This window comes from Franconibacter helveticus LMG 23732, assembly GCF_000463115.2.
In the GTDB taxonomy this organism is placed as follows: Bacteria; Pseudomonadota; Gammaproteobacteria; order Enterobacterales; family Enterobacteriaceae; genus Franconibacter; species Franconibacter helveticus.
The window spans coordinates 72,391-96,495 of sequence record NZ_AWFX01000038.1 but is presented as its reverse complement, the minus strand read 5'-3'; the positions used below and the strand labels follow the sequence as shown (position 1 = coordinate 96,495).

Annotated in this window: 21 protein-coding genes and 1 pseudogene; 10 read left to right on the top strand and 12 right to left on the bottom strand. The window is 59.3% G+C overall.

Annotation, left to right across the window (positions count from 1 at the left end; genetic code table 11):
- Nucleotides 1-11 precede the first annotated feature (11 nt).
- Nucleotides 12-3,062 (bottom strand): formate dehydrogenase-N subunit alpha, encoded by a 3,051-nt coding sequence (fdnG, locus tag DW56_RS09430; protein ID WP_110877488.1) that lies wholly within the window; start codon nt 3,060-3,062, stop codon nt 12-14.
- A gap of 167 nt (nt 3,063-3,229) precedes the next feature.
- Here fdnG and fdhD point away from each other — a divergent pair, with 167 nt between their 5' ends.
- Both fdhD and DW56_RS09415 read left to right on the top strand, forming a co-directional pair.
- Nucleotides 3,230-4,054, top strand: coding sequence for a formate dehydrogenase accessory sulfurtransferase FdhD (fdhD, locus tag DW56_RS09420; protein ID WP_024552144.1), 825 nt, complete (start codon nt 3,230-3,232; stop codon nt 4,052-4,054).
- A gap of 126 nt (nt 4,055-4,180) precedes the next feature.
- A complete protein-coding gene (locus DW56_RS09415) occupies nt 4,181-4,390 on the top strand; it encodes a YdgH/BhsA/McbA-like domain containing protein (RefSeq protein WP_024552145.1) in 210 nt (69 codons plus the stop codon).
- A 37-nt stretch (nt 4,391-4,427) separates the two neighbouring features.
- Here the strand turns inward: DW56_RS09415 and DW56_RS09410 are convergent, their stop codons facing one another.
- Both DW56_RS09410 and DW56_RS09405 read right to left on the bottom strand, forming a co-directional pair.
- Nucleotides 4,428-4,751 carry an AzlD domain-containing protein gene (locus DW56_RS09410; protein ID WP_024552146.1) on the bottom strand — a complete coding sequence of 108 codons (324 nt, stop codon included), beginning with the start codon at nt 4,749-4,751 and terminating at the stop codon, nt 4,428-4,430.
- Nucleotides 4,751-5,413, bottom strand: coding sequence for an AzlC family ABC transporter permease (locus tag DW56_RS09405; RefSeq protein ID WP_024552147.1), 663 nt, complete (start codon nt 5,411-5,413; stop codon nt 4,751-4,753). Before DW56_RS09405 ends, DW56_RS09410 begins: the two co-directional genes overlap by 1 nt.
- Before the next feature lie 102 nt (nt 5,414-5,515).
- Here DW56_RS09405 and DW56_RS09400 point away from each other — a divergent pair, with 102 nt between their 5' ends.
- The 5 genes and pseudogenes from DW56_RS09400 to DW56_RS09380 all read left to right on the top strand — a co-directional run bounded on the left by DW56_RS09400 (nt 5,516) and on the right by DW56_RS09380 (nt 11,077).
- Entirely contained in the window at nt 5,516-6,064 is a 549-nt protein-coding gene (locus tag DW56_RS09400; RefSeq protein WP_024552148.1) for a helix-turn-helix domain-containing protein, read from the top strand.
- A 133-nt stretch (nt 6,065-6,197) separates the two neighbouring features.
- Nucleotides 6,198-6,407, top strand: coding sequence for a YdgH/BhsA/McbA family protein (locus DW56_RS09395; RefSeq protein WP_024552149.1), 210 nt, complete (start codon nt 6,198-6,200; stop codon nt 6,405-6,407).
- A 107-nt stretch (nt 6,408-6,514) separates the two neighbouring features.
- A pseudogene (locus DW56_RS09390) lies at nt 6,515-7,517 on the top strand (LacI family DNA-binding transcriptional regulator).
- Between the two features lie 117 nt (nt 7,518-7,634).
- Entirely contained in the window at nt 7,635-9,758 is a 2,124-nt protein-coding gene (locus DW56_RS09385) for an alpha-galactosidase (protein ID WP_024552151.1), read from the top strand.
- A 56-nt stretch (nt 9,759-9,814) separates the two neighbouring features.
- The gene (locus DW56_RS09380; protein ID WP_024552152.1) at nt 9,815-11,077 is read left to right on the top strand and encodes an MFS transporter; all 1,263 of its coding nucleotides are present in this window, start codon (nt 9,815-9,817) and stop codon (nt 11,075-11,077) included.
- Between the two features lie 66 nt (nt 11,078-11,143).
- Here the strand turns inward: DW56_RS09380 and rhaM are convergent, their stop codons facing one another.
- The 9 genes from rhaM to rhaB form a co-directional block, all read right to left on the bottom strand.
- Nucleotides 11,144-11,458: an L-rhamnose mutarotase gene (gene rhaM, locus DW56_RS09375; RefSeq protein ID WP_024552153.1), complete on the bottom strand. Its 315-nt coding sequence runs from the start codon at nt 11,456-11,458 to the stop codon at nt 11,144-11,146.
- Nucleotides 11,455-12,603 carry a lactaldehyde reductase gene (gene fucO / locus DW56_RS09370; protein WP_024552154.1) on the bottom strand — a complete coding sequence of 383 codons (1,149 nt, stop codon included), beginning with the start codon at nt 12,601-12,603 and terminating at the stop codon, nt 11,455-11,457. The genes rhaM and fucO overlap by 4 nt, the downstream gene beginning before the upstream one ends.
- A 62-nt stretch (nt 12,604-12,665) precedes the next feature.
- Nucleotides 12,666-13,682, bottom strand: a complete 1,017-nt coding sequence (locus DW56_RS09365) for an ABC transporter permease (RefSeq protein WP_024552155.1) — start codon at nt 13,680-13,682, stop codon at nt 12,666-12,668.
- Nucleotides 13,679-14,683 (bottom strand): ABC transporter permease, encoded by a 1,005-nt coding sequence (locus tag DW56_RS09360; RefSeq protein WP_024552156.1) that lies wholly within the window; start codon nt 14,681-14,683, stop codon nt 13,679-13,681. The genes DW56_RS09365 and DW56_RS09360 overlap by 4 nt, the downstream gene beginning before the upstream one ends.
- Entirely contained in the window at nt 14,683-16,194 is a 1,512-nt protein-coding gene (locus DW56_RS09355; RefSeq protein WP_024552157.1) for a sugar ABC transporter ATP-binding protein, read from the bottom strand. Before DW56_RS09355 ends, DW56_RS09360 begins: the two co-directional genes overlap by 1 nt.
- A gap of 168 nt (nt 16,195-16,362) precedes the next feature.
- Entirely contained in the window at nt 16,363-17,355 is a 993-nt protein-coding gene (rhaS, locus tag DW56_RS09350) for a rhamnose ABC transporter substrate-binding protein (protein ID WP_024552158.1), read from the bottom strand.
- Nucleotides 17,356-17,455: 100 nt separating this feature from the next.
- A complete protein-coding gene (gene rhaD / locus DW56_RS09345) occupies nt 17,456-18,280 on the bottom strand; it encodes a rhamnulose-1-phosphate aldolase (RefSeq protein WP_024552159.1) in 825 nt (274 codons plus the stop codon).
- 9 nt (nt 18,281-18,289) lie between these two features.
- Nucleotides 18,290-19,546, bottom strand: a complete 1,257-nt coding sequence (gene rhaA / locus DW56_RS09340) for an L-rhamnose isomerase (protein ID WP_024552160.1) — start codon at nt 19,544-19,546, stop codon at nt 18,290-18,292.
- The gene (gene rhaB / locus DW56_RS09335) at nt 19,543-21,015 is read right to left on the bottom strand and encodes a rhamnulokinase (protein ID WP_024562082.1); all 1,473 of its coding nucleotides are present in this window, start codon (nt 21,013-21,015) and stop codon (nt 19,543-19,545) included. Before rhaB ends, rhaA begins: the two co-directional genes overlap by 4 nt.
- 299 nt (nt 21,016-21,314) lie before the next feature.
- On the opposite strand from rhaB, the gene rhaS (DW56_RS09330) reads away from it, so the two are divergent.
- The 3 genes from rhaS (DW56_RS09330) to sodA all read left to right on the top strand — a co-directional run bounded on the left by rhaS (DW56_RS09330) (nt 21,315) and on the right by sodA (nt 24,047).
- Entirely contained in the window at nt 21,315-22,151 is an 837-nt protein-coding gene (gene rhaS / locus DW56_RS09330) for an HTH-type transcriptional activator RhaS (RefSeq protein WP_024553837.1), read from the top strand.
- Between the two features lie 72 nt (nt 22,152-22,223).
- Nucleotides 22,224-23,078, top strand: a complete 855-nt coding sequence (gene rhaR / locus DW56_RS09325) for an HTH-type transcriptional activator RhaR (protein WP_024553836.1) — start codon at nt 22,224-22,226, stop codon at nt 23,076-23,078.
- Nucleotides 23,079-23,426: 348 nt separating this feature from the next.
- On the top strand, nt 23,427-24,047 hold the full coding sequence (gene sodA / locus DW56_RS09320) for a superoxide dismutase [Mn] (protein WP_024553835.1): 621 nt from the start codon (nt 23,427-23,429) through the stop codon (nt 24,045-24,047).
- The last annotated feature ends 58 nt before the right edge of the window (nt 24,048-24,105 follow it).

The window sequence follows — 24,105 nt, the reverse complement described above, 5'->3', positions numbered from 1 at the left end:
AGTCGTCTCCGTTACACCTTTTCCACGTTCACCAGGAACGCCTTAAATTCCGGCGTCTGGGTATTCGCATCACCCACAAACGGCGTCAGCGTGTTGGCGATAAAGCCTTTCTTCGCCACGCCTTCGTAGCCCCAGTGGATAGGAATGCCGATGGTATCGACTTCCTTACCGTGGACGCTCAGCGTGCGAATACGCTTGGTCACCACCGCTTTGGCCTTGATGTAGCCGCGGTTAGACGAGACTTTCACCGTGTCGCCCTGCGTAATGCCGAGCTTGCCGGCGAGCTTCTCGCCAATTTCCACAAACTGCTCCGGCTGCGCAATGGCGTTCAGCAATGCGTGCTTGGTCCAGTAGTGGAAGTGCTCTGTCAGACGGTACGTGGTGCCGACATACGGGAACTTATCTGACTTACCAAGGGCTGCCGCATCGCCTTTAAAGATGCGCGCCGCCGGGTTAGAGATAACGTTCGGGTGCAGCGGGTTGGTGCCGATAGGCGTCTCAAACGGCTCGTAGTGCTCCGGGAACGGCCCTTCCGCCATTTTGTCGATGGCGAACAGACGTCCCACGCCTTCCTGTAGCATGATAAACGGCCCGACGTTGCTGCCCGGAGGCGCCGTGTTGTAATCCGGAATATCCGCCCCGACCCATTTACCGTTAGCGTAAGTGAGCAGCTGGCGTTTCGGATCCCACGGTTTACCCTGCGGGTCTGCCGAGGCGCGGTTATAGAGAATGCGGCGGTTCAGCGGCCACGCCCATGCCCAGCCCAGCGTATTGCCAAGGCCTGACGGGTCGGCGTTGTCGCGGCGCGCCATCTGGTTGCCGTCCGGCGTCCAGCTACCGGCGAAGATCCAGCAGCCGCTTGATGTCGTACCGTCGTCGCGCAGGTGCGCGAAAGAGGCGAGCTGATTGCCTTTTTTCGCCAGCACATTGCCGGTAACCGGGTCGATAATGTCCTCAAGCGCCTTGCCGTTGCTCTCCATCGCCACTTCTTCCGGCGACGGGTTTTCCGGCGTGGAGTAGTTCCAGGTCATGTTCAGCACCGGCTCCGGCGTTGCGCCGCCCTGTTCGGCATACATCTTGCGCAGGCGCAGGAAGATACCGGCCAGGATCTCGCCGTCGTTCAGGGCTTCGCCCGGCGCGTCCTGACCTTTCCAGTGCCATTGCAGCCAGCGGCCGGAGTTAACGATAGAACCGTTCTCTTCAGCGAAGCAGGTAGAAGGCAGGCGGAACACTTCGGTCTGGATGCTGGCGGTATCCACGTCGTTTTGCTCGCCGTGGTTCTGCCAGAAGGTCGCCGTTTCGGTGTTCAGCGGGTCAATGGTCACCAGGAACTTCAGCTTCGAGAGCGAAGCGACCACTTTGTTTTTGTTCGGGAACGACGCCACCGGGTTAAAGCCCTGGCAGATATAACCGTTCACCTTGCCCTGGTTCATCATTTCGAAATATTGCAGGACGTCGTAGCCCTTGTCCCACTTCGGCAGCCAGTCGAAGCCCCAGTTATTTTCTGCGGTCGCCTTGTCGCCAAAAAAGGCTTTCATCATCGAAACGAAGAATTTCGGGTAGTTGCTCCAGTAGTTGACCTGGCCTTCCTGCAACGGCTTCGGCGTGTTGCCGGCGAAATAGGTCTGAAGGTCAGCCTGTTTTTCGCTTGGCAGCGTCATGTAACCCGGCAGGCTCTGCGTCAGCAGGCCGAGGTCGGTCAGACCCTGAATGTTGGAGTGGCCGCGCAGCGCGTTCACGCCGCCGCCCGCCATGCCCATGTTGCCGAGCAGCAGCTGAACCATCGCCATGGTGCGGATGTTCTGCGCGCCGACGGAGTGTTGCGTCCAGCCCAGCGCATAGAGGAACGAGGCGGTTTTATCGTGGGCGCTGGTTTCGGCGATAAGCTCGCAGACTTTCAGGAAGTCTTCTTTCGGCGTACCGCAGATGTCCGACACGGTTTCCGGCGTGTAGCGGGAAACGTGGGCTTTCAGCATATTCCACACGCAGCGCGGATGGGTAAGGGTGGCGTCGCGTTTGGCGTAGCCGTTCTCATCCAGCTCGTAGTTCCAGGTGGTTTTGTCGTACTTGCGGTTTTCCGCGTCATAGCCGGTAAACAGGCCGTCTTCGAAGCCGAAATCTTCACGCACAATCAGGCTGGCGTTGGTGTAGGCCTCGACATATTCGCGGTTAACTTTGTTGTTGGTGATCAGGTACAGCAGAACGCCCGACAGGAAAGCGATGTCGGTGCCGGAACGGATAGGCGTATAGAAATCCGCCACCGAAGCCGTACGCGTGAAGCGCGGATCGATAACAATCAGCTTCGCGCCGTTATGGATTTTGGCTTCCATCGCCCAGCGGAATCCGACCGGATGCGCTTCCGCCGCATTACCGCCCATGACGACGACAAGGTTGGCGTTTTTGATGTCGACCCAGTGGTTGGTCATCGCACCGCGACCAAATGTTGGAGCAAGACTTGCTACCGTTGGTCCGTGTCAGACACGCGCCTGGTTGTCGACGGCTAACATGCCGAGTGCGCGGGTGAATTTCTGCGATAAATAGCCGGTTTCGTTGCTGGAAGCGGAGGCGCACAGCATACCGGTGGAGAGCCAGCGGTTTACGGTGGTGCCTTCGGCGTTCTGCGCGATGAAGTTGGCGTCGCGGTCTTCTTTCATCAGTTTCGCGATGCGATCGAACGCCTCTTCCCAACTGATGCGCTGGAATTTGTCCGAGCCGGGAGCGCGGTATTCCGGGTATTTCAGGCGGCTTTCAGAGTGGATAAAGTCCACAAGACCTGCGCCTTTCGGGCAAAGCGCCCCGCGGTTTACCGGATGGTCCGGGTCGCCTTCGATGTGAAAAATGGAAGATTTCGCGTTTTTCGCGCCGTCGCCCAGGCTGTACATCAACAGCCCACAGCCGACGGAACAGTACGTACAGGTATTACGGGTTTCACGGGTGCGCAGCAGTTTGTACTGCCGCGTCTCCGCCAGCGCGACGCCTGGGGCAAAGCCCAGCGCAGCTGCCGTGGTGCCTGCCATACCGCCAGCGCAGATCTTAAAGAACTGCCTTCTGCTGACCTGCATGGGTCGCTCCTTGTTTCGACATTGTCACTAGTGTATTTGTGGATTTTTTATTTTGCGGATGCCCCCGCAAAGGTACACAATCGTGCTCGCCCCTCCGGTTCAGGGAGGGAAGGGAGGCGACAGGATACCATAATGTTGCTAAGGCTGTTCCAGGCGGTTAAATAAAAGTGAATAAGAATCACCCGAAACTGTTACGAAACGTGACCGGGGTCACCGCAGCGGCAGAGCGTTCGCTCTGGAAACGCGACGATCTGGCACAGGCGCAGCCCGACTGGCTCGCTGAAGAAGTGCCGGTGGCGCTGGTTTATAACGGCATTTCTCACGTGGTCATGATGGCCTCGCCAAAAGACCTTGAACTTTTCGCCTTAGGTTTCTCTTTATCGGAAGGGATTGTCGAATCTTCACAAGAAATCTACGGCATGGACGTGGTGCCGGGCTGCAACGGCATTGAAGTGCAGATAGAACTTTCCAGCCGCCGCTTTATGGGGCTAAAAGAGCGCCGCCGTTCAATGGCGGGCCGCACCGGCTGCGGCGTCTGCGGCGTGGAACAGCTCAATGACATTGGCCGTCCGGTCGCTCCGCTGCCCTTTACCCAAACTTTCCCGCTCTCTTTGCTTGATAACGCGCTGCGCCAGCTAAATGATTTTCAACCCGTAGGGCAGCTTACCGGCTGTACGCACGCGGCGGCCTGGATAAACGCCGACGGCGGCGTGCCGGGCGGGCATGAAGATATTGGCCGCCATGTGGCGCTCGACAAGCTGCTGGGACGGCGGGCGCGGGAAGGGTGGCGCGAGGGAGCGGTGATGGTTTCAAGCCGCGCCAGTTATGAAATGGTGCAGAAATCCGCCATGTGCGGCGTGGAGATCTTATTTGCGGTTTCCGCCGCCACCACGCTCGCGGTCGATGTGGCCGAACGCTGCAACCTGACGCTGGTGGGTTTCGCCAAGCCGGGCAGGGCAACCGTTTATACCCATCCGCAGCGGCTTATTTAACATTCAAAAATTTTGACTTACAACGGCAAATCCTTCCGCTTTTTGTTCCGTGAGTGCAGGTCTATTATTACTCACATCGAAGGCAATCAGCCTTCTCCCTGAACAAACTACCGGAAGGATTTTACCATGAACACTATCAAAACTTTTGTTGCAGTTGTCGCGCTCTCTTCTGCTTTTGGCGCTTTCGCTGGTCAGACTGTCACCGCGACCGATACCACGCTCTCTGGCGCGGAAGCAAAAATCGCCGCGCAGGCCAAAGACGCAGGCGCTTCTTATCGCATCACCGAAGCGTTCACCGGCAACCAGGTTCACATGACTGCCGAACTGAGCAAATAAACGAAACTTTGTCGAAAGAGCGCCTGCGGGCGCTTTTTTAGTTTATGCCCGCCAGACGCAGCAGCGCGGTAACCACGGCTGCCGCCAGGATCACCACAATCAACGGCGCTTTACGCCAGGCCAGAAACAGCGCGAACGCCACGCCCAGCACGCGCGCCATACCGGCAAATTTCTCACCTTCATAAAAGGTAGCGGCCAGCGCCACGGCGAATAACAACGTTGTCGCCGCATCAGAAAGCAGCGCCTGCGCGCGTTCAGAGAGCGCCAGCTTGTTGCCAAGCTTTGCGCCGCCGAAGCGCATCAGATAGGTCCCGACAGCAAGCACGGCGATACCGGCGAGTAGTAACCCTGTGCTGGCCATCATTTCTTCCTCGTCAGTAAACCGGCTAAAGAGAGCAACACCGGCAGCCCCACCGGGGCGAAAGGAACAGCGGCAAGCGAGATCGCCGCGCCGCTACCGGCGCGAATAAGCGTGGTTTTCTTTTTCAGCGCAGGCAGCACCAGCGCTAACAGAATCGCCGGAAATACCGCGTCCAGGCCAATGGTTTCCGGCGCGGGCAGCAGCTTGCCCACCGCCACGCCGACAATCACGCCAAGCGGCCAGAAAAGCGCGACGCCAAGTCCGCACAGCCAGTAGGCGGCTTTGCGCGTCTCGGGAGTGGATTGCGATAAACCGAACACCACGCTCTCGTCATTCATAATGTGCGAGCCGAGCAGCCGCGCCGCGCCCTGGCCTACCAGGTCGCGCACCGTTATACCGAACGGTAAATGGCGCGCGTTGACCAGCAGGCCCGCCGCCGCTGCCGCCAGCGGATTACCGCCGCTCGCCACGATGCCGATAAAAATAAATTCCGAAGCGCCCGCCAGTACGCAGAGCGAGAGCAGCAGCGGCACCCACAGCGCGAAGCCGTAAGCCATCGCCAGCGAGCCATAAGAGACGCCCACCACGCCGACCGCCAGACAGACCAGCAAAATAGCCTTTATAATGTCGCCTTTCAGGCAAGAGAAACGGTGTATCCACATACCTTTTTCAGCCATAATGAACGAATGACCATTATAATGAACAGTTCGCGAGGGGTTTTCAAGGCGAACGATCGTTCTTTTTAGCGAACACGGGAGCATGACATGACGCAGCCGATAAGCGTAATCGCCAAAAGTCTGGTGCGCGAGCGAACCCGCGCCGGGCTTTCGCTGGCTGAAGTAGCCCGTCGGGCGGGCATCGCCAAATCGACTCTTTCCCAACTGGAAAGCGGCAACGGCAACCCCAGCCTCGAAACGCTCTGGGCGTTGTGCGTGGCGCTCGATATTCCCTTTGCGCGACTGATGGAGCCGCAAAGCCCAAAGACGCAGGTGATCCGTCGCGGCGAAGGGCTGGCCGTCAACGCCGAGCTTGCGCAATACAAGGCGATTTTGCTTGCGGCCTGCCCGCCGGGAGCGCGGCGCGACATCTACTTGTTGTTAACTGAGCCTGGCGGAGAGCGTCTTTCGCACCCTCATCCCGCCGGTTCTGTCGAGCACATCATCGTGACGCGTGGCCGGGCGCTGGTCGGGCTGACGCAAGCTCCGGAAGAGCTGAGCGCGGGCGATTACATCTGTTATCCTGGCGATCAGGAGCATATTTTCCGCGCGCTGGAGCCTGATACCGAGGCGATACTGGTGGCGGAGCAGAACTGAGACACAACATTCAAAAATTTTGACTTATAACGGCAAATCCTTCCGCTTTTTGTTCCGTGAGTGCAGGTCTATTATTACTCACATCGAAGGCAAGCAGCCTTCTCCCTGAACAAACTACCGGAAGGATTTTACCATGAACACTATCAAAAATTTTGTTGCAGTTATCGCTCTCTCTTCTGCTTTTGGCGCTTTCGCTGGTCAGACCGTCACCGCGACCGACACCACGCTCTCCGGCGCGGAAGCAAAAATCGCCGCGCAGGCCAAAGACGCAGGCGCTTCTTACCGCATCACCGAAGCGTTCACCGGCAACCAGGTTCACATGACTGCCGAACTGAGCAAATAAACGAAACTTTGTCGAAAGAGCGCCTGCGGGCGCTTTTTTTGTTTTATGGACTCCATAGAGGCGATGGGCGAAACTAGCCGGGTTTTCACCATGGATACGGGGATCGTATGTCGCTTAAAGCCATCGCCAAAGAACTCGGACTCTCTGTGACCACCGTCAGCCGCGCGCTGAACGGCTATGACGATGTCTCAAAAGAGACGCGCGCCCGCGTTGAGGCAACCGCGCAGGCTCGCGGCTACCGGCCTAACACCTTCGCCCGCCGCCTGAAGATGGGCAAAATCGACGCCGTGGGGCTGGTTTTTCCGGTGCACCCGGTGCCGCTCAATAACAGCGTGTTTATGGAGATGGTCGGCGAGATAAGCCGCGAGCTGGCGCGGCATGAAATTGATTTGCTGCTTATTGCCGATGACGATCTGGCGGACAGCCACAGCTACATGCGGCTGGTGCAAAGCCGCCGCGTGGATGCGCTTATCGTTGCGCATACGCTTGATAACGACCCGCGTCTGCGGCAGCTTCAGGCGGCGAATTTTCCCTTCCTGGCGCTTGGCCGCAGCCAGCTTGCCGCGCCCTACGCCTGGTTTGATTTTGATAACCATGCCGGGATGTATCAGGCGACGCAGCGGTTAATTGCGCTTGGTCACCAGCGCATCGCGCTGCTTGGCGAAAACAACAGCCAGGCGTTTATCACCCAGCGCCGCGAAGGCTGGCGCGACGCGCTCAGAGCCCATCAGCTTAATGACAGCGGGTTGCGCATGTTGCCGCCCACCCGCCGCGCGGGCTACAAAGCGACGATGGATTTGCTGGCGCAGCCCGTGCCGCCTACGGCGATAGTGACCGACTGCAACACCCTCGGCGACGGCGCGGCAATGGCGCTGCAAACGCTCGGCCAGTTGCACGGCGATAACGCTGTTTCGCTGGTGGTCTACGATGGCCTGCCGCCGGACAGCATCGTGGAAACGGACGTGGCGGCCGTTATCCAGTCCACCCGCGAAGGGGTGGGCCGCCAGATAGCCGACATGGTCCGGCATTTGATTGCCGGCGTACCGGTCGACCAGCTCGCTCTGGCAACCCGATTTTCTCCCTGGCGCCACGCTCCATACGCCAGCATAAATCCCGCCTTTTTTAGCCTGCAAAATCGTGCTGCGATCACAGATCCAAAACGTTTGGGTTGGCATCCGAAACGTTTCGGATCAACAGTAAAAGCATACCTGAAACAGGAGATGCTTAATGGAAGCTGTTTTTTACCGCCTTGCCAGTCCCGTTACGGACATCGTCGTCAAAACCCGGCCGTTTGCCGAAATAGTCTACTGGGGGCCGCATCTTGCCCACTTTTCCGCGCAAGATTGCGAAAGTTTGCAGCGCCCGGTCGCCAACGGGCGGCTTGATACCGATTCCCCCGTCACGCTGATGGCGGAAGGGGGTCATGGTCTGTTTGGCTCGCCGGGCATTGAAGGTCACCGCAACGGGCTGGACGCTTCGCCGGTATTTACAACCGTAGAAGTGCGCCAGCAGGGCGAAACGCTGCTTATTGTGAGTGAAGATGTGAATGCGGGCCTGCGGCTGGAAAGCGAGCTGGCGCTGTCGCAAAGCGGCGTGCTGAAGGCGCGGCACGGCCTGACTAACCGCCGCGCCGGCGCCTGGCAGGTTAACCGTCTGGCGGTAACGCTGCCTGTTGCTGAACGGGCTTTTGAGGTCATGGCGTTTCATGGCCGCTGGATCCGGGAGTTTCAGCCGCACCGCGTCGTGTTGAGCCACGACGGTTTTGTGCTGGAAAACCGCCGCGGGCGCACCTCTCACGAGCATTTTCCGGCGCTTATCGCCGGCACGCAAAAGTTCGGCGAGCAGCATGGCGAAGTGTGGGGCGCGCATCTGGGCTGGAGCGGCAACCACCGGCTAAAGTGTGAGGTCAAAACCGACGGCCGCCGCTACCTTCAGGCCGAAGCGCTCTATTTGCCGGGTGAAATCGCGCTGGAAGAGGGCGAAACGCTGCACACCCCCTGGCTTTACGCCAGCCACTCCACGCAGGGGCTGAACGGCATGAGCCAGCAGTTCCACCGTTTTCTGCGCGACGAAGTTATCCGCTTTCCCGGCAACAAGCCCCGCCCGGTGCACCTCAATACCTGGGAAGGGATCTACTTCGACCACAAGCCGGAATACATCATGCAGATGGCGACCCAGGCGGCGGAGCTTGGCGTGGAGCGTTTTATCATCGACGATGGCTGGTTCAGGGGGCGCAACGATGACCACGCGGCGCTCGGCGACTGGTATCTCGACGAGAAAAAATACCCCGACGGCCTTATGCCGGTTATTCAGCATGTGAAATCGCTCGGCATGGAATTTGGCATCTGGGTGGAGCCGGAGATGATCAACCCCAATTCCGATCTCTGCCGCGCCCACCCGGACTGGGTACTGGCGCTGCCGGGCTATCCGCAGGCGACGGGACGCCACCAGTGGGTGCTTAACCTGAACATTGCCGAAGCGTTTGACTATTTACTGGAGCGGATGAGCTGGCTGCTTGGCGAGCACCCGGTGGATTACGTGAAGTGGGATATGAACCGCGAGCTGGTGCAGCCGGGGCATGAGGGCAGGGCGGCAGCGGACGCGCAGACGCGCCAGTTCTATCGCCTGCTTGATACGCTGCGCAGCCGCTTCCCGCAGGTGGAGTTTGAGTCCTGCGCTTCCGGCGGCGGGCGCATTGATTACGAAGTGCTGACCCGCTGCCACCGCTTCTGGGCTTCTGATAACAACGATGCGCTGGAGCGAAACACCATTCAGCGCGGCATGAGCTATTTCTTCCCGCCGGAAGTGATGGGCGCGCACATCGGCAACCGCCGCTGTCACGCCACCTTCCGCCAGCACAGTATTGAATTTCGCGGCCTGACGGCGCTGTTTGGCCATCTGGGGCTGGAGCTGGACCCGGTAAAGGCGGACGCCGACGAGCAGGCGGGCTACCGTCGCTACGCCGCGCTTTATAAACAATGGCGCGGGCTTATCCATAGCGGCAACCTGTGGCGCGTGGCGATGCCGGAACCGTCCACCCAGGTACAGGGCGTGGTGAGCCAGGATAAAAGGCAGGGGCTGTTTCTGGTCAGCCAGCTGGCGATGCCGGACTACACGCTGCCGGGCGCGCTGCGGGTGCCGGGGCTTGAGCCGGGCGCGCGTTATCAGGTGCGGCTGGTGGATCACCCGAATATCGCTCTTACCGGCGAGGGCGGACATACCATGCGTAAACTGCCTGGCTGGATGAACGAGCCGCTGAGCGCGACGGGAGAATGGCTGGCGCAGGCGGGGTTGCAACTACCGGTGCTGGATCCGGAAAGCGCCATTTTGATTGCGTTTGAACGCGTGTGAAGGTGGGGCGCCGTTCACGCGGCGCCGTAACGGTGTGCTTTGCAAGGATAACGATAATGACGACGACCGCCTGTACCTACAAAAACAACCCAAATTTCTGGATTTTCGGCCTCTTCTTCTTTTTCTACTTCTTCATTATGGCCACCTGCTTTCCGTTTCTGCCTATCTGGCTGTCGGATGTGATTGGCCTGAATAAAACCGATACCGGGATTGTCTTTTCCTGCATGTCGCTGTTCGCGATCGCTTTTCAGCCGGTGCTGGGGGTGATTTCCGACAAGCTCGGGCTGAGAAAGCATCTGTTATGGATCATCACGACCTTACTGGTGCTGTTCGCGCCATTCTTCCTGTGGGTGTTCGGGCCGCTTTTGAAGGTGAACATCTGGCTCGGCGCGCTGGCGGGCGGGCTGTACATCGGCTTTTGCTTCTCTTCCGGCTCCGGGGCCATTGAAGCGTACATTGAGCGCGTGAGCCGCAGCAGCGCTTTTGAGTACGGCAAAGCGCGGATGTTCGGCTGTCTCGGCTGGGGACTGTGCGCGTCTACCGCGGGCATGCTGTTTAACGTTAACCCGGCGATGGTCTTCTGGATGGGCTCCGGCGCGGCGGTAGTGCTGATGGTGCTGCTGCTCATCGCCCGGCCGCGCGCCAACCCCACGGCGCAGGTGATGAACGCGCTCGGCGCCAACCAGCCGCAGGTGACGGCGAAAATGGCGCTGGGGCTGTTTCGTCTGCCGAAGCTGTGGATGTTTATTCTCTATGTTGTTGGCGTGGCCTGCGTTTATGACGTCTTCGACCAGCAGTTTGCTACCTTTTTTAAATCATTCTTCCCGACGCCGCAGGCAGGCACGCAGGCGTTCGGCTTCGCCACCACGGCGGGCGAGCTGTGCAACGCCGTGATTATGTTCTGCTCGCCATGGATAATTAACCGCATCGGCGCGAAAAACACGCTGCTGATAGCGGGCGCTATTATGGCTACGCGTATCATCGGTTCGGCATTCGCCACCACGGTGTATGAAGTTATCGCGCTGAAGATGCTGCACGCGCTGGAAGTGCCGTTCCTGCTGGTGGGCGCGTTTAAATACATCACCGGCGTGTTCGATACGCGGCTCTCGGCGACCATCTACCTGATTGGCTTCCAGTTCGCCAAGCAGATGGCGGCGATTTTCCTCTCCGCCTTTGCCGGCAATATGTATGACCGGATAGGCTTCCAGGACACTTACCTGATCCTCGGCAGCATCGTGCTGGGGATAACGCTGGTTTCGGCGTTTACGCTTTCCAACCATCGGCCCGGTGTGGCCTTAAAAGAGACCGTGAAGGTGTAAGGCTGGCGGCGGGTGAGGCAAAGAGTGGCGGGTGCGCTTCGCTTACCCGCCATCCCCACTACCCACTTACGCCAGATAAAACACCGCTTTTAACTCCTGGCTTATCGGGCTGTTGTCCGGGTTTGAAGGCATAATCTCCCGCATATATTGCCACCAGCGCTGGCAGACCTCGGTGTTTGCTACCGCGTTCCAGCGCTCTTCGGATTCAATCTCAACGGTGGCGAACAGCAGGTTACGCCCGGCGTCGAGATAGATCGCGTAGTGATGCGCGCCGTGCTGCTTCAGCACCGCCTCCAGCTCCGGCCAGATGGGGGAGTGGCGGCGTTCGTACTCTTCATGGGCGCCGGGATTGACCTGCATAACAAACGCTTTGCGGATCATAACGCCTCCAGATAAAGCTCGCGCACCTCGTCGCGGGTGGCGCTGCGCGGGTTGCAGGGCGCGCACGGGTCCGCCAGCGCGTTATCAAGCCAGCCTTCGATATCCGCTTTGGTTACGCCAAGCTGGCTGAAGCCGGAAGGAATGCCCACACGGGCGGAAAGGGCGCGGATGGCGGCAATCGCCTGCTGGCTCGCCTGCTCGTCGCTCATGCCCTGCGTATTCACGCCCATCGCCTGCGCCACGCGGGCAAAGCGCGCCACGGCGTTCGGACGGTTAAAGTTTTCGATAATCGGTAAGAGAATGGCGTTGCAGACGCCGTGCGGCAGGTTGTGCGTCGCGCCCGGCTGGTGGGCCAATGCATGCACCAGACCCAGACCGGCGCTGTTAAACGCCATGCCCGCCAGATACTGACCGTAGGCCATCATTTCACGCGCTTCGAGGTTATGGCCCTCTTCCACCGCCTTCGGCAGCCACTGGCTAATCAGGCGTATCGCCTCCAGCGCGTTGGCGTCGGTCAGCGGATGCGCGCCGACAGAAACATAGGCTTCCACCGCGTGGGTCAGCGCGTCCATGCCGGTGGCGGCGGTCACCGCGGCAGGAATATCGAGCATCACGCTGGCGTCATCCACAGCGATATCGGGAATGATGTTCGGGTCGATGATGACCTCTTTCACCTGGCGGTCGGAATCGATGATCACCGCATTGCTGGTCATCTCCGCGGCGGTGCCTGCCGTGGTGTTAATGGCCACCAGCGGCACGCCGGGGTGTGTCACTTTGCCGACGCCGGCATAGCCGGTGGAGGGACCGGGGTTGGCGGTAAGAATTTTGATCGCCTTGGCGGTATCAATCGGGCTGCCGCCGCCGAAGGCTATCAGGTAATCACATTCGGCGTTTCGGTAAGCGTCGTAACCTTTTTGCACTAGCGCCTCGGTGGGGTTGGGGAAAACCTCGTCAAACAGCTCATAAGAGAGCTGATGCGCGTCCAGCGCGGCGAAAAGGCTCTCCAGCAGGCCAAGCTTCACCAGCTGCCCGTCGGTGACGATCAGCGCTTTGCCCCAGGGTTTCCCCGCCACCAGTTTCACCATATCGCCTATCGCGCCTGCGCCATGCAGGCTGATTTTTGGTAACGCCAACATAAAGCTCATGATTCTCTCCTTTAATTTGCTGCGATTTTTCCGGCGGCAAAATTCCTTGTCGCCGGAGGAATTTATCTCTCCGGCTGAAGTTTTCTGCGTTGCAGCAGGCGGCGGGTGATAATCGGCAGCGTGATCACCGTAATCAGCATCAGGCCGACAATAATCGACATCACAATGCCCGGCACGTTGAGCAGGCTCAGGCCGAAAGTCACAAGGCCCATCAGGAAGGCGGCGATGATCACGCCTCCCATGCTGCCGGAACCGCCAAGAATATTGACGCCGCCCAGCACCGCCATGGTCACCACGCTAAGCTCCCAGCCGAGCGCGATGGTCGGGCGCGTGCTGCCAAGCCGCGAGGTCAGCAGCACGGCGGCAAGCCCCGCCATCAACCCCACCAGCGCGAAGAGGATCAGGTTGTGGCGCTTGACGTTAATGCCGGAAAACCAGGCGCCGGTGGGGTTATTGCCGATGGCGTAAGTGCGGCGGCCAAAGTTGGTTTTGTGCAGCAAAAACCAGAACGCGGCGGCGAGCACAAGAAAGAGCGCGAACTCAAAAGAGAGCGCGCCCCAGACATATCCCTGGCCGAACCAGGCGAAGCTCTCCGGGTAGTGGTTCAGCGCCTGATCGCCAAGCAGGATATAAGTAATGCCGCGATAAAGGCTCATGGTGCCGATGGTGATAACAATCGACGACAGGTTAAAACGCGTCACCAGCACGCCGTTGAACAGCCCGCACAGCAGGCCCACCCCAAGCCCGACGCAAACCAGCAGCGGCGTGCCCATGCCCGCCTGGGCGCAAAAGCCCATCACCGTGGAGCAGAGCGCCATGGTGGAAGCCACAGAGAGGTCGATTTCCCGGGCGATAATCAGCATCGCCATCGGCAGCACGATGATTGCCTTTTCAGTGAAGTTAAAGGTGGCGTCTGAGAGGTTCCAGATGTTGAGGAAATAGGGCGAGGCCAGCGCGTTGGTGATAAAAACCAGCAGCGTCACCGCCAGCAAAAAGCCTTCCCAACCCAGCAGACGCCGAAAAAACGACGGCGACGCAGAGGCCGTGGCCGCAGGTTCGGAAATCAGGATCTTACTCATGGTTTCACCGCCTCTTTTTGACGTGAAAGCGCGACGTCGCGCAGGATCAGCCGTCCCTTGCGTTTATTGCTGCGCTCGTTGAGCAGCACGGCGATAACAATCACCAGCCCGGAAATCGCCATCTGCCAGAAAGGCGAGACGCCGATAACCGGCAGCGCGTTGTTAATCACCCCGAGGAACAGCGCGCCGAACAGGCAGCCCATCACCCGGCCAATGCCGCCCATGGTGCTGATGCCGCCAATCACGCAGGCGGCGACCACCTGTAGTTCAAAGCCGTTCGCCACATCGACATAAGCGACGGCGAAGCGCGAAATCCACAGGTAGCCGCAGAACCCGGCCAGCGCGCCGGAGAGGCAAAAGCTGATGAACTGCATTTTTCCGGCGTTGATACCGGTGTAATAGGCCGCCGTGGCGTTGCCGCCTGCGGTGTAGAGCGCCCGCCCGGTGCGGCTGTAGCGCAGGAAATAGCTCACCAGAATGAGCGCGGCGATAGCGCACCAGCCCAGCAGCGGCAGCCCAAGCACCGGGGTGCGCGGCAGGCCGAGGAAGTCCGGGCTCATCTGGTGGGCGTTGATCCAGCCGCCGTCAGAGAGCAAAAAGACGATGCCGCGATAAATGCTCATGGTGCCAAGCGTCACCACAATCGCCGGAATGCCGAGCTTCCAGACCAGCAGGCCGTTGATCGCCCCCATCACCAGACCCAGCCCGGTCGCCAGCAGCAGCAATGCCCAGACCGGAATGGCGGGATAGTGGAAGTTGAGGAGGGCGACAATCATGCCGGTGAGTGCAAGGTTCGCGGCCATAGAGAGATCGATGCCTTTGGTGAGCAACACCATCATCTGCCCGAGGGCGAGAATGATCAGGATCGCGGTGTCGTTAAACATCTCCAGCAGGTTCGCCGGGCGCAAAAACGACGGTACGCGGCTGCCGATAACCAGCAGCATCAGCACAATCACCAGCCCGAGCAGCGCCTCGCGGTGCTTCAGTAATTTCTGCATCATTATGCCGCCTCCTGACCCGCGCCGCTGGCGGCGCTGACGATGTTCTCGGCAGTGGCTTTGCCTGCGCCATATTCTGCCGCCATCAGCCCTTCGTGCATCACGATGATCCGGTCCGCCATGCCCATCACTTCCGGCAATTCAGACGAGACCATAATCACCGCCAGCCCCTGGCCTACCAGCTCCGACATAAACTGATGCACTGCCGCTTTCGAGCCGATGTCGATGCCCTTGGTGGGTTCATCCAGGATAATGACCGTGGGCTGGGTGGCGAGCCATTTGCCGATAACGACCTTTTGCTGGTTGCCGCCGGAGAGCGTTTCTACCGGCTGGCGCCAGCTAAACGCTTTTACCTGCAACCGGCGGGCGTATTCTTCGGCAAGCTTCCATTCGCGGTCATCATGCAGAATGCCGTTAGGGTTCAGGTGTTTTAGCTGCGGCAGGCTAATGTTTTGACTGATGGGCAGCTCGATAATCGCCCCTTGTTTTTGCCGCTCTTCCGGCACGTAAACAATGCCTGCTTCAATGGCGTCGGCAGGCTGGCGGAACTGCACGGTTTTGCCGTTGAGAATAATGTCGCCGCTGGAAGGGCGCGTAACGCCGCACAGCGCCTGCATAAGTTCGGTGCGCCCTGCGCCCACCAGCCCGTAAAAACCGAGAATTTCCCCTTTGCGCAGCGAAAAGCTGATATGGGCAAACTCGGTCGGGTGGCAGAGGTCTTTCACTTCCAGCACCGTGTCGCCCGGCTCGCAGGCGACTTTCGGGTAGGTTTGCGTAATGGCGCGGCCCACCATCATCGACACCATTTTTTCTTCGGTAATGCCGGAGATATCGCCTGCGCTGACGAATGCGCCGTCGCGCAAAATCGTGTAGTGGTCCGCCAGCTCGAAAATTTCATCGAACTTGTGCGAGATAAACAGAATAGCTTTGCCTTCCTGCTTCAGGCGCTCGACGATTTGGTAAAACTCCAGGATCTCATGCTGGGAGAGGGCGGCGGTAGGCTCATCCAGAATCACGACCTGCGCGTCAAAGGAGAGCGCGCGGGCAATCGCCACCATGTGCCGCTGGGCGATGCTCAGGGTTTTCAGCACCGCGTGCGGGTCGATATTCACCTCAAGGCGCTGCAAAATCGCCTGCGCCTGCCGGTGCATGGCGGCCCAGTCGAGCTTTTTAAACAGGCCGCGGTAAAGATAGTGGCCAACGAAGATGTTTTCCGTCACGGTGAGTTCGTCGAACAGCACCGTTTCCTGGTGAATGGCGGTGATGCCGACTTTGTGCGCCGCTTCCGGGTTGGGCAGGGTAATCGGGATAGCTTTGTAGAGCAGTTCGCCAGCGTCCGGCTGGTAAATGCCGGTCATCACTTTCACCAGCGTCGATTTGCCCGCGCCGTTTTCGCCGATAAGCGCCGTCACGCGACCGGGCCAGAGATCAAGCTGTACGTTCTCAAGCGCGCGCACCCCGGGGAAAACCTTGGTGATGCCCTTAAGCGACAGCAGAGGGGTGGAAGCCGTCATACTGATGCTCCTTTTTCTGAGTGACCGTTTCAGCGGCGTTTTTTCCGCTGCGGCGGGTGGCGCTGCGCCGACCCGTCATGGGGTGAGTTCTGCGAGGGCGGATACTCGCGGCGGCCTGTGGTTTTGCAGGAGGGGCAGCGAAGCGCTACCCGCCCTGGTGGCCGTGACTCAGAAAATCTTCGAGAACTTATCAATATTGCTGGCGTCGTAGACGAAGGGTTCCGCCATCGCGCCGCTGCCGTCGGCATCCAGCTTCACTTTGCCAAGCTTGCCCATGCTGGCTTCAGTTTTGGTCGCCGACCCTTTCACCAGGTCATCCGCCAGATAGGTCGCGGCGTAACCGAGGTCGATAGGGTTCCAGATAGCGAAGCTTTTCGACGCGCCGGATTTCACTGCGCCCGCCATTTCAGACGGCAGCCCCAGCCCGGTTACATACACCTGGCCGATTTTCCCCTGGTCTTTCACCGCCTGCGCCGCCGCCACAATGCCGACCGAGGAGGGAGAGACAATCACTTTCAGGTTGGGGTAAGACTTCAGCAGCCCCACCGCTTCGCGGTAGCTTTTATCAGAAAGGTCGTCGCCATAGGCCACCGTCACCAGGTTCACCGAAGGGTATTTCGGCAGCACCTTTTTCATTTCGGCGATCCAGGTGTTTTGGTTGGTGGAGGTGGGGGTGGCGCTTAAAATCGCCACGTCGCCTTTTTCCACGTTCAGCGCTTTCAGCGCGTCGGCGGCGAGCTTAACGTTGGTTTCGCCAATCAGCGCGTTATTCGACGGATTGAGATGGATCTGGCGGCCCTCTTTCGCCACGCCGGAATCCCAGGAAACCACCTTGATACCGCGCTGCATCGCTTTTTTCAGCACCGGCACCACGGCGTCCGGATCGTTGGCGGAGATGGCGATCGCATCCACCCCCTGGGCGATCAGCCCGTTCAGCACTTCGATCTGCGCTTCGGCGGTGGTGGTGGTGGGGCCGGTATAAATCACCTTCACATCCCCTAACTCTTTGGCTGCTTCCTGAGCCCCCACGTTCGCTGCTTCAAAAAAGCCGTTGCCTAACGATTTCGCCACCAGGGCGATTTTCACTTCGGCAAGGGCGGAACCGGACAACGCCAGAATGGCAACGGTGAGTGTACAACCTAAAATGGCTTTTGTTTTCATTTGCTTGTACTCCACGTAGTGACTCAGTTTGCAGGTAGAGAGGTTCCACGATCGCATCAGGCCGCCATAAGGCGACCTGGACGTCGGGCGATGTTGTTATTTAAAGTGCGATAGCGCCTGCGTGCGGGGTCACGCCAAAGCGCTCTCCCAGCGCGATTAATTCTTCACGGCTGATGGTCTGTTTCATACCCCCCATAGCGATGACTTTAACGAGGATCTCCGCTGATTTTTCGGCGGTGTCGATAAGACCGAAGGCTTCGTCAAGCGTCGGGCCGGTGCCGAAAATGCCGTGGTGCGGCCACAGCACCAGCGTGTGGGTTTTCATCTGCTCCGAGGTGGCGCTGCCGATGCCGTCGGTGCCTGGCACCATCCACGGCACGATGCCGACGCCGTCCGGGAAGACCACCAGGCACTCGGTGCTGCCTTCCCACAGCATGCGGGTAAAGCGCGCTTCATCCAGCTCCAGTACGAAGCTCAGGGCGATAAGATTTGTGGCGTGGCAGTGCATGATCACCCGGTCTTTATCGCCGGAAACCGCCTTGCGCACCGCGTGCGACTGGAAGTGCGACGCCAGCTCCGAGGTCGGCAGGCCGCCGTTGGTCAGCCCCCAGTGGATGTGATACGCCATGCCGTCGTCGGTGATTTGCAGCAGCACCAGCGTGTCCGCCGGGTCGAGCTGCACGTTGCGGAAAAATTTTCCCGAACCGGTCACCAGGAACCAGCAGCCTGCCAGTTCGGCGCGCGGCTGGCTCAGCTCCACGCAGCGCGGCTGCGGGTAAAATTCGTTGCGATAAGGCTCGACGTCGGCGGCGTCCAGGCGCAGGCTCACGTTGCCGCCGTTACGTTCGTCCCAGCCTTTCAGCCACATATCGCTGGTGGCTTTCACCATACCCTGAACAAACCAGGAAGAAAGAATGCGTTGCATGAGTGCTCCTTAGCGCTTGCTTAAAACGTTTTGTTCATAGTGACGAACGGCGGTAAGCCAGGCGGCGTCGGCCGGGGTGTCATGCCGCTGACAATACGTTTCCCAGACCGCCTGCCACGGCAGCGATTTTTGCTCTTCCAGCAGCGCCAGGCGGCCGGTGTAGTCGCCTTCTTGCTCCAGCTGGCGCAGCAGGGCGGTCGGCTCCAGCAGCGCGCGCAGCAGCGCTTTTTTCATGTTGCGGGTGCCAATAACCCACGCGGCGACGCGGTTGATAGAAGCGTCAAAAAAATCGAGGCCGATATGCACGCGGTCGAACAGGTCGTGGCGAATGATCTCGCTGGCGATAGCCTGAGTTTCGTCATCCAGCAGCACGACGTGGTCGCTGTCCCAGCGCACCGGGCGGCTTACGTGCAGCAGCAGGCGCGGCACGTAGAGCATGGCGGCGGAGATTTTGTCGGAAATGACTTCGGTTGGATGGAAGTGACCGGCGTCGAGACACAGCGCGGTCTGGCGGCTGGCGGCGTAGCCCATATAAAACTCACCGGAGCCGACGGTATAGCTTTCGGCGCCGATACCGAACAGCTTGCTCTCTACCGCGTCGATATGGTGCGCCGGGTTAAGCTTTTCGCTGATGACCTCATCAAGCGCGGAAAGCAGGCGTTGACGCGGCGCCAGGCGGTCTACCGGCACATCTTTCATGCCGTCCGGGATCCAGATATTCATCACCGACGGCGTGCCGAGCTGCTCGCCGAAGTATGCGGATACGCGGCGGCTTGCCTGGCAGTGCTCAATCCAGAACTGACGAATCTCCGGGTTGACGTGCGAAAGGGTAAAGCCGTCGGCGCTCAGCGGGTGTGAAAAACAGGAAGGGTTAAAGTCGAGGCCGAGCCGCTGCTTTTTGGCCCATTCCACCCAGTTTTGAAAGTGCTGCGGTTTGATTTCGTTGCGCGCCACCGGCGCGTCGGCTTCCAGATAAATGGCGTGCAGGTTCAGGCGCTTCGGCCCCGGGATCAGGCTCATCGCCTGCTCCAGGTCGGCGCGCAGTTCCGTGGCGTTGCGCGCTTTGCCCGGATAATTGCCGGTGGCCTGAATGCCGCCGGTCAGCGCGCCCTGCGGATTTTCAAACCCGGCGACGTCGTCGCCCTGCCAGCAGTGCATGGAAACCGGCAGGCGGTCGAGCTGACGAAGCGCCTCGTCGGCATCCACCCCGACGGCGGCGAAGCGCTGTTTCGCCAGTTCCCAGGCCTGATTAATGTAAGTGGTCATGCGCAAAGCTCCTTACGTGTTTTTAAGTTGTGCTGAAACTGCGCAACAAAGCGGGCAATTTCGCTGTCTGTCCGGGGAGAGAACGCCTCCAGCGGGTGGCTGGTAAGAATGAGCTGGCGGAACGCGTCCACATCTGCAATCTCATCAAGCGCCATTAGCTGACAGCCGATGTTGCCAAGCGTGGACGCTTCAACCGGGCCGGAGGAGACCGGCAGGCCGCAGGCGTCGGCGCACAGCTGGTTTAAAAAGCGGTTCTGGCTGCCGCCGCCCACGATATGCAGGCGCGTAAACGGCGTGCCGCGCAGCTGCGCCAGTTCCTGCAACACCTGCGCGTAGAGCAGCGCGAGGCTGTCGAAGATGCAGCGCGCCAGTTCCGCCGCGCTGCGGGGAACTTCCTGATCGCCTTCGCGGCAGGCGGCCTGAATTTCCGCGCTCATGTTCTGCGGGTTGAGAAAGCGGTCGTCGTTGGGGTTAATGACAAACCGGCAGGCGGGAAGCTGCTGCGCCTGCTGAATAAGCGCGGGCAGGTCGCTGACGTTTTGCTCTTTCACCATGCGCTGAAGCAGCCACAGCCCCATGATATTTTTCAGCACCCGGTAGCGGCCTTCCGCGCCGCCTTCGTTGGTGACGTTGGCGGCCAGCGCCGCTTCGCTGGCATAGGGCGTTTTGCTCTCAAAGCCCATCAGCGACCAGGTGCCGGAAGAGAGCCAGGCGGCGTCGGCGTCCTGTAAAGGCGCGGCGATAACCGCGCTGGCGGTGTCGTGGGTGGCGACGCAAACCACCGGTATGCGCCTGCCCTCGCGGCAAACCCAGTGGCCGATGACGTTCCCGGGGTGCGTGGGCGCGCCAAACCAGCGCGGCGGCACGCCAGCCCAGGCGAGCAGCGTTTCATCCCAGTTATCGGTATTGATATTCACCATCTGCGTGGTGGTGGCGTTGGTGTATTCCCAGTTCAGCGTGCCGGTGAGGCGGTAGCAAAGGTAGTCGGGCATCAGCAGGGCATGCTCGACCTGCCCGAGCAGCGCAGGTTGCTGTTCGGCCAGCGCGCGTAGCTGATAAAGGGTATTGAAGGGCAGAAACTGAATGCCGGTGCGGCGGTAAATCTCTTCGCGCCCCAGCTCTGCGCAGGCCTGCTGCATTACGCCTTCGGTGCGGCTGTCGCGGTAGGCAACCGGCAGCCCGACGCGGTTTCCTGCTTTATCGAGCAACACAAAATCCACGCCCCAGGTGTCGATGCCGATGCTGTCTATCACCTGCGCTTCATCGCAGGCTTTCTGTAACCCGACGCGGATTTCACCCTCCAGCGCGTCGACATCCCAGGTATCAAAACCTTGCTGCCGCTTAAGGCTGTTGGCGAAGCGATGGATCTCCTTAAGGTGCAGTTCGCGGCTCGCGCTGTCGTAACGCGCCAGCATCACGCGACCGCTGGAGGCGCCCAGGTCAACGGCAACACTATGGCGAAGAGTCATGATGAGGTCCTTGTCTGAAGCTTTCCCGCCAGTCTAAAAAAGCGCGCGGCCTGTCACCTTCACGTAACTGACAGCGCTATACCGGGTCTGGCAACAGAACAAAGGTAAACGTGAGGCGTTTCACAAATCGGCCTTTGCGGCAGAAAGCGAGCGCCTGTGAGCCTTCCCGCATTTCTGAATATTTCCGGCCCTTTCTTAAAAAACGTGCAGAGTTTGCGCGTTTTTCTGTCGAAAATTTAAGGTGAGGGGCCGGGCGCTTATCTACTATCACGCTACTTTCAGGTGTGAAGGAGGCGAACATGACGGTCTTATACGGCGCTGATTTTTTCCCGTCGGGCAATGCGACGGTGGCGATTGAACCACGCCTGCCGCAGGCGGCGTTTCCTGAACATCATCACGACTTCTGGGAGATCGTGATAGTTGAACACGGCACCGGCACCCACATTTTCAATGGTCAGCCCTATACGCTGAGCGGCGGCTCTGTTTGTTTTGTGCGTGACCATGACCGGCACCTTTTCGAGCACACCGAGAACCTGTGCCTGACTAACGTGCTTTACCGCGCGCCGGACGCCTTTTCGTTTATCGCCGGACTGGAGCGGCTGCTGCCGCAGGAGCAGGACGGCAACTATCCTTCCCACTGGCGGGTCGGGCCGCAGGTTTTACAGCAGGTTCGCGGGCTTATCGAACAGATAGAATCCCTGGGCGAAGCGGCTGACACGCACGCCGTCGCTAACCGGGAGCTTCTTTTTATGCAGTTGCTGATTTTGCTGCGAAAAAGCAGCCTTGCGGAACATACCGGCCATGCGGACGAACGGCTTAACAGGATGATCGCCTGGCTTGAGGCGCACTTTGCTGAAGAGGTTTGCTGGGAGCAGCTCGCCGACCGGTTTAATCTTTCGCTTCGCACCCTGCACCGGCAACTAAAACAGCAAACCGGGTTGACGCCGCAGCGTTACTTAAACCGTTTACGGCTGATTAAAGCGCGGCACCTGCTGCGTCACAGCGAAGAGAGCGTGACGGATATCGCCTACCAGTGCGGCTTTGGCGACAGCAACCACTTCTCCACGCTTTTTAAACGCGAGTTCTGCTGGTCGCCACGCGAAATTCGCCTTGGCCGCGACGGTCAGTTCCAGTAACGCGAGACAAATCACCCTCTTAAGCGCCAAAAACGTCGATACTTTCTGACTGTTTAGCCTGGGGAGCGTGATGTGGCCGGCCAGTTAATCCTCAAAAAAGATGACTTTTTTGCTACCGCGACCCAGGCCGTCGCGGTAGCGGACCGCTATCCGCAAAATGTCTTCGCTGAACATTCCCATGACTTCTGCGAACTGGTGCTGGTCTGGCGCGGCAACGGCCTGCATGTGCTGAACGACCGGCCCTGGCGCATCACCTGCGGCGATCTGTTTTATATTCGCGCCGAAGACCGTCACAGCTACCAGGCGGTGAACGACCTGGTGCTGCATAACATTATCTATTGCCCGGAGCGCTTGCGGCTGAACGTCGACTGGCCGGAACTGCTGCACCCGCCGCGCGGCAGCGAAGCGCGCTGGCGCATCGGCAGCCAGGGGATGGCGCAGGCGCGGCAGATCATCCACCAGCTGGAGCATGAAAGCGTTAAGCCGGACGCGCTGTCGCAGTGCCTTGCCGAGAGTCTCTTTTTGCAGCTTTGCATCGCGCTGCGCCGCCACCGCTACCAGCCTGCCGACGAAGCGGCGACGGAGCAGGGGGAAACGCTGGACTTGCTTATCGCCGCGCTCGGCAAAAGTCTCGACGCGGATTTCGACCTGGCGCGCTTCTGCGAGCGTCATCAGGCAGCCGAACGACCGCTGCGCCAGCTTTTCCGCCAGCAGACTGGCATGACCATCAGCCAGTATCTGCGCCAGCTGCGCATCTGCCAGGCGCAATATTTGCTGCGCCACACCGACATGTTGATTAGCGATATTGCCTCGCGCTGCGGTTTTGAGGACAGCAACTACTTTTCGGTGGTGTTTACGCGAGAAACGGGCGTGACGCCACGGGTATGGCGCCAGCAGTTCGGCGTTGCGTTGCACAAAGCCTCGTAAGCTTCCATGAACCTTCAACAGACGATTGCCCCCGGCGTTATGCCTCGCAAACCTCAAGCAGACCAGCCGGCGGTGGCTCGCGGGTTAAACGTTTTCTGAAAAAGTTATAAAAAAGCGTTATATCACGGTGCGGAATAAAGCCTTGTTTAAGGCCGTGTGAACGGGCATAGCGGCCCGGAACGACACGGGCGCGCCGCTTACTTTTTGCGCATCCAGCCGAAAAACAATAACCTTATGAAAACTGCGGCATTGATAAACATTTTCAATATCACTTAATTAACTATAATGAACCAACTGCTTACGCGGCGTTAACACCCCTCTGCCGCCCGACAATAAATGGAGATGATTATGAGCTATACACTGCCTTCCCTGCCGTATGCTTACGACGCCCTGGAACCGCATTTCGACAAGCAGACGATGGAAATCCATCACACCAAACATCACCAGACCTACGTTAACAACGCCAACGCGGCGCTGGAAAGCCTGCCGGAATTCGCTAACCTGCCGGTTGAAGAGCTGATCACCAAACTGGACCAGGTGCCGGCGGACAAGAAAACCGTACTGCGCAACAACGCGGGCGGCCACGCTAACCACAGCCTGTTCTGGAAAGGCCTGAAAAAAGGCACCACCCTCCAGGGCGATCTGAAAGCCGCTATTGAGCGCGATTTCGGCTCCGTTGAGAAATTTAAAGAAGAGTTTGAGAAAGCCGCTGCTACCCGTTTCGGCTCCGGCTGGGCGTGGCTGGTTAAGCAGGGCGATAAGCTGGCTGTGGTTTCCACCGCTAACCAGGATTCCCCGCTGATGGGCGAAGCGGTTTCCGGCGCTTCCGGCTACCCGATCCTGGGTCTGGACGTGTGGGAGCACGCTTACTACCTGAAATTCCAGAACCGTCGTCCGGACTACATCAAAGAGTTCTGGAACGTAGTGAACTGGGACGAAGCGGCTGCGCGTTTTGCTTCTCAGAAATAAGATTGCAAAATGACCGCTAAGAAGCGAGCCTGATGGCTCGCTTTTTTTATATCCGCAA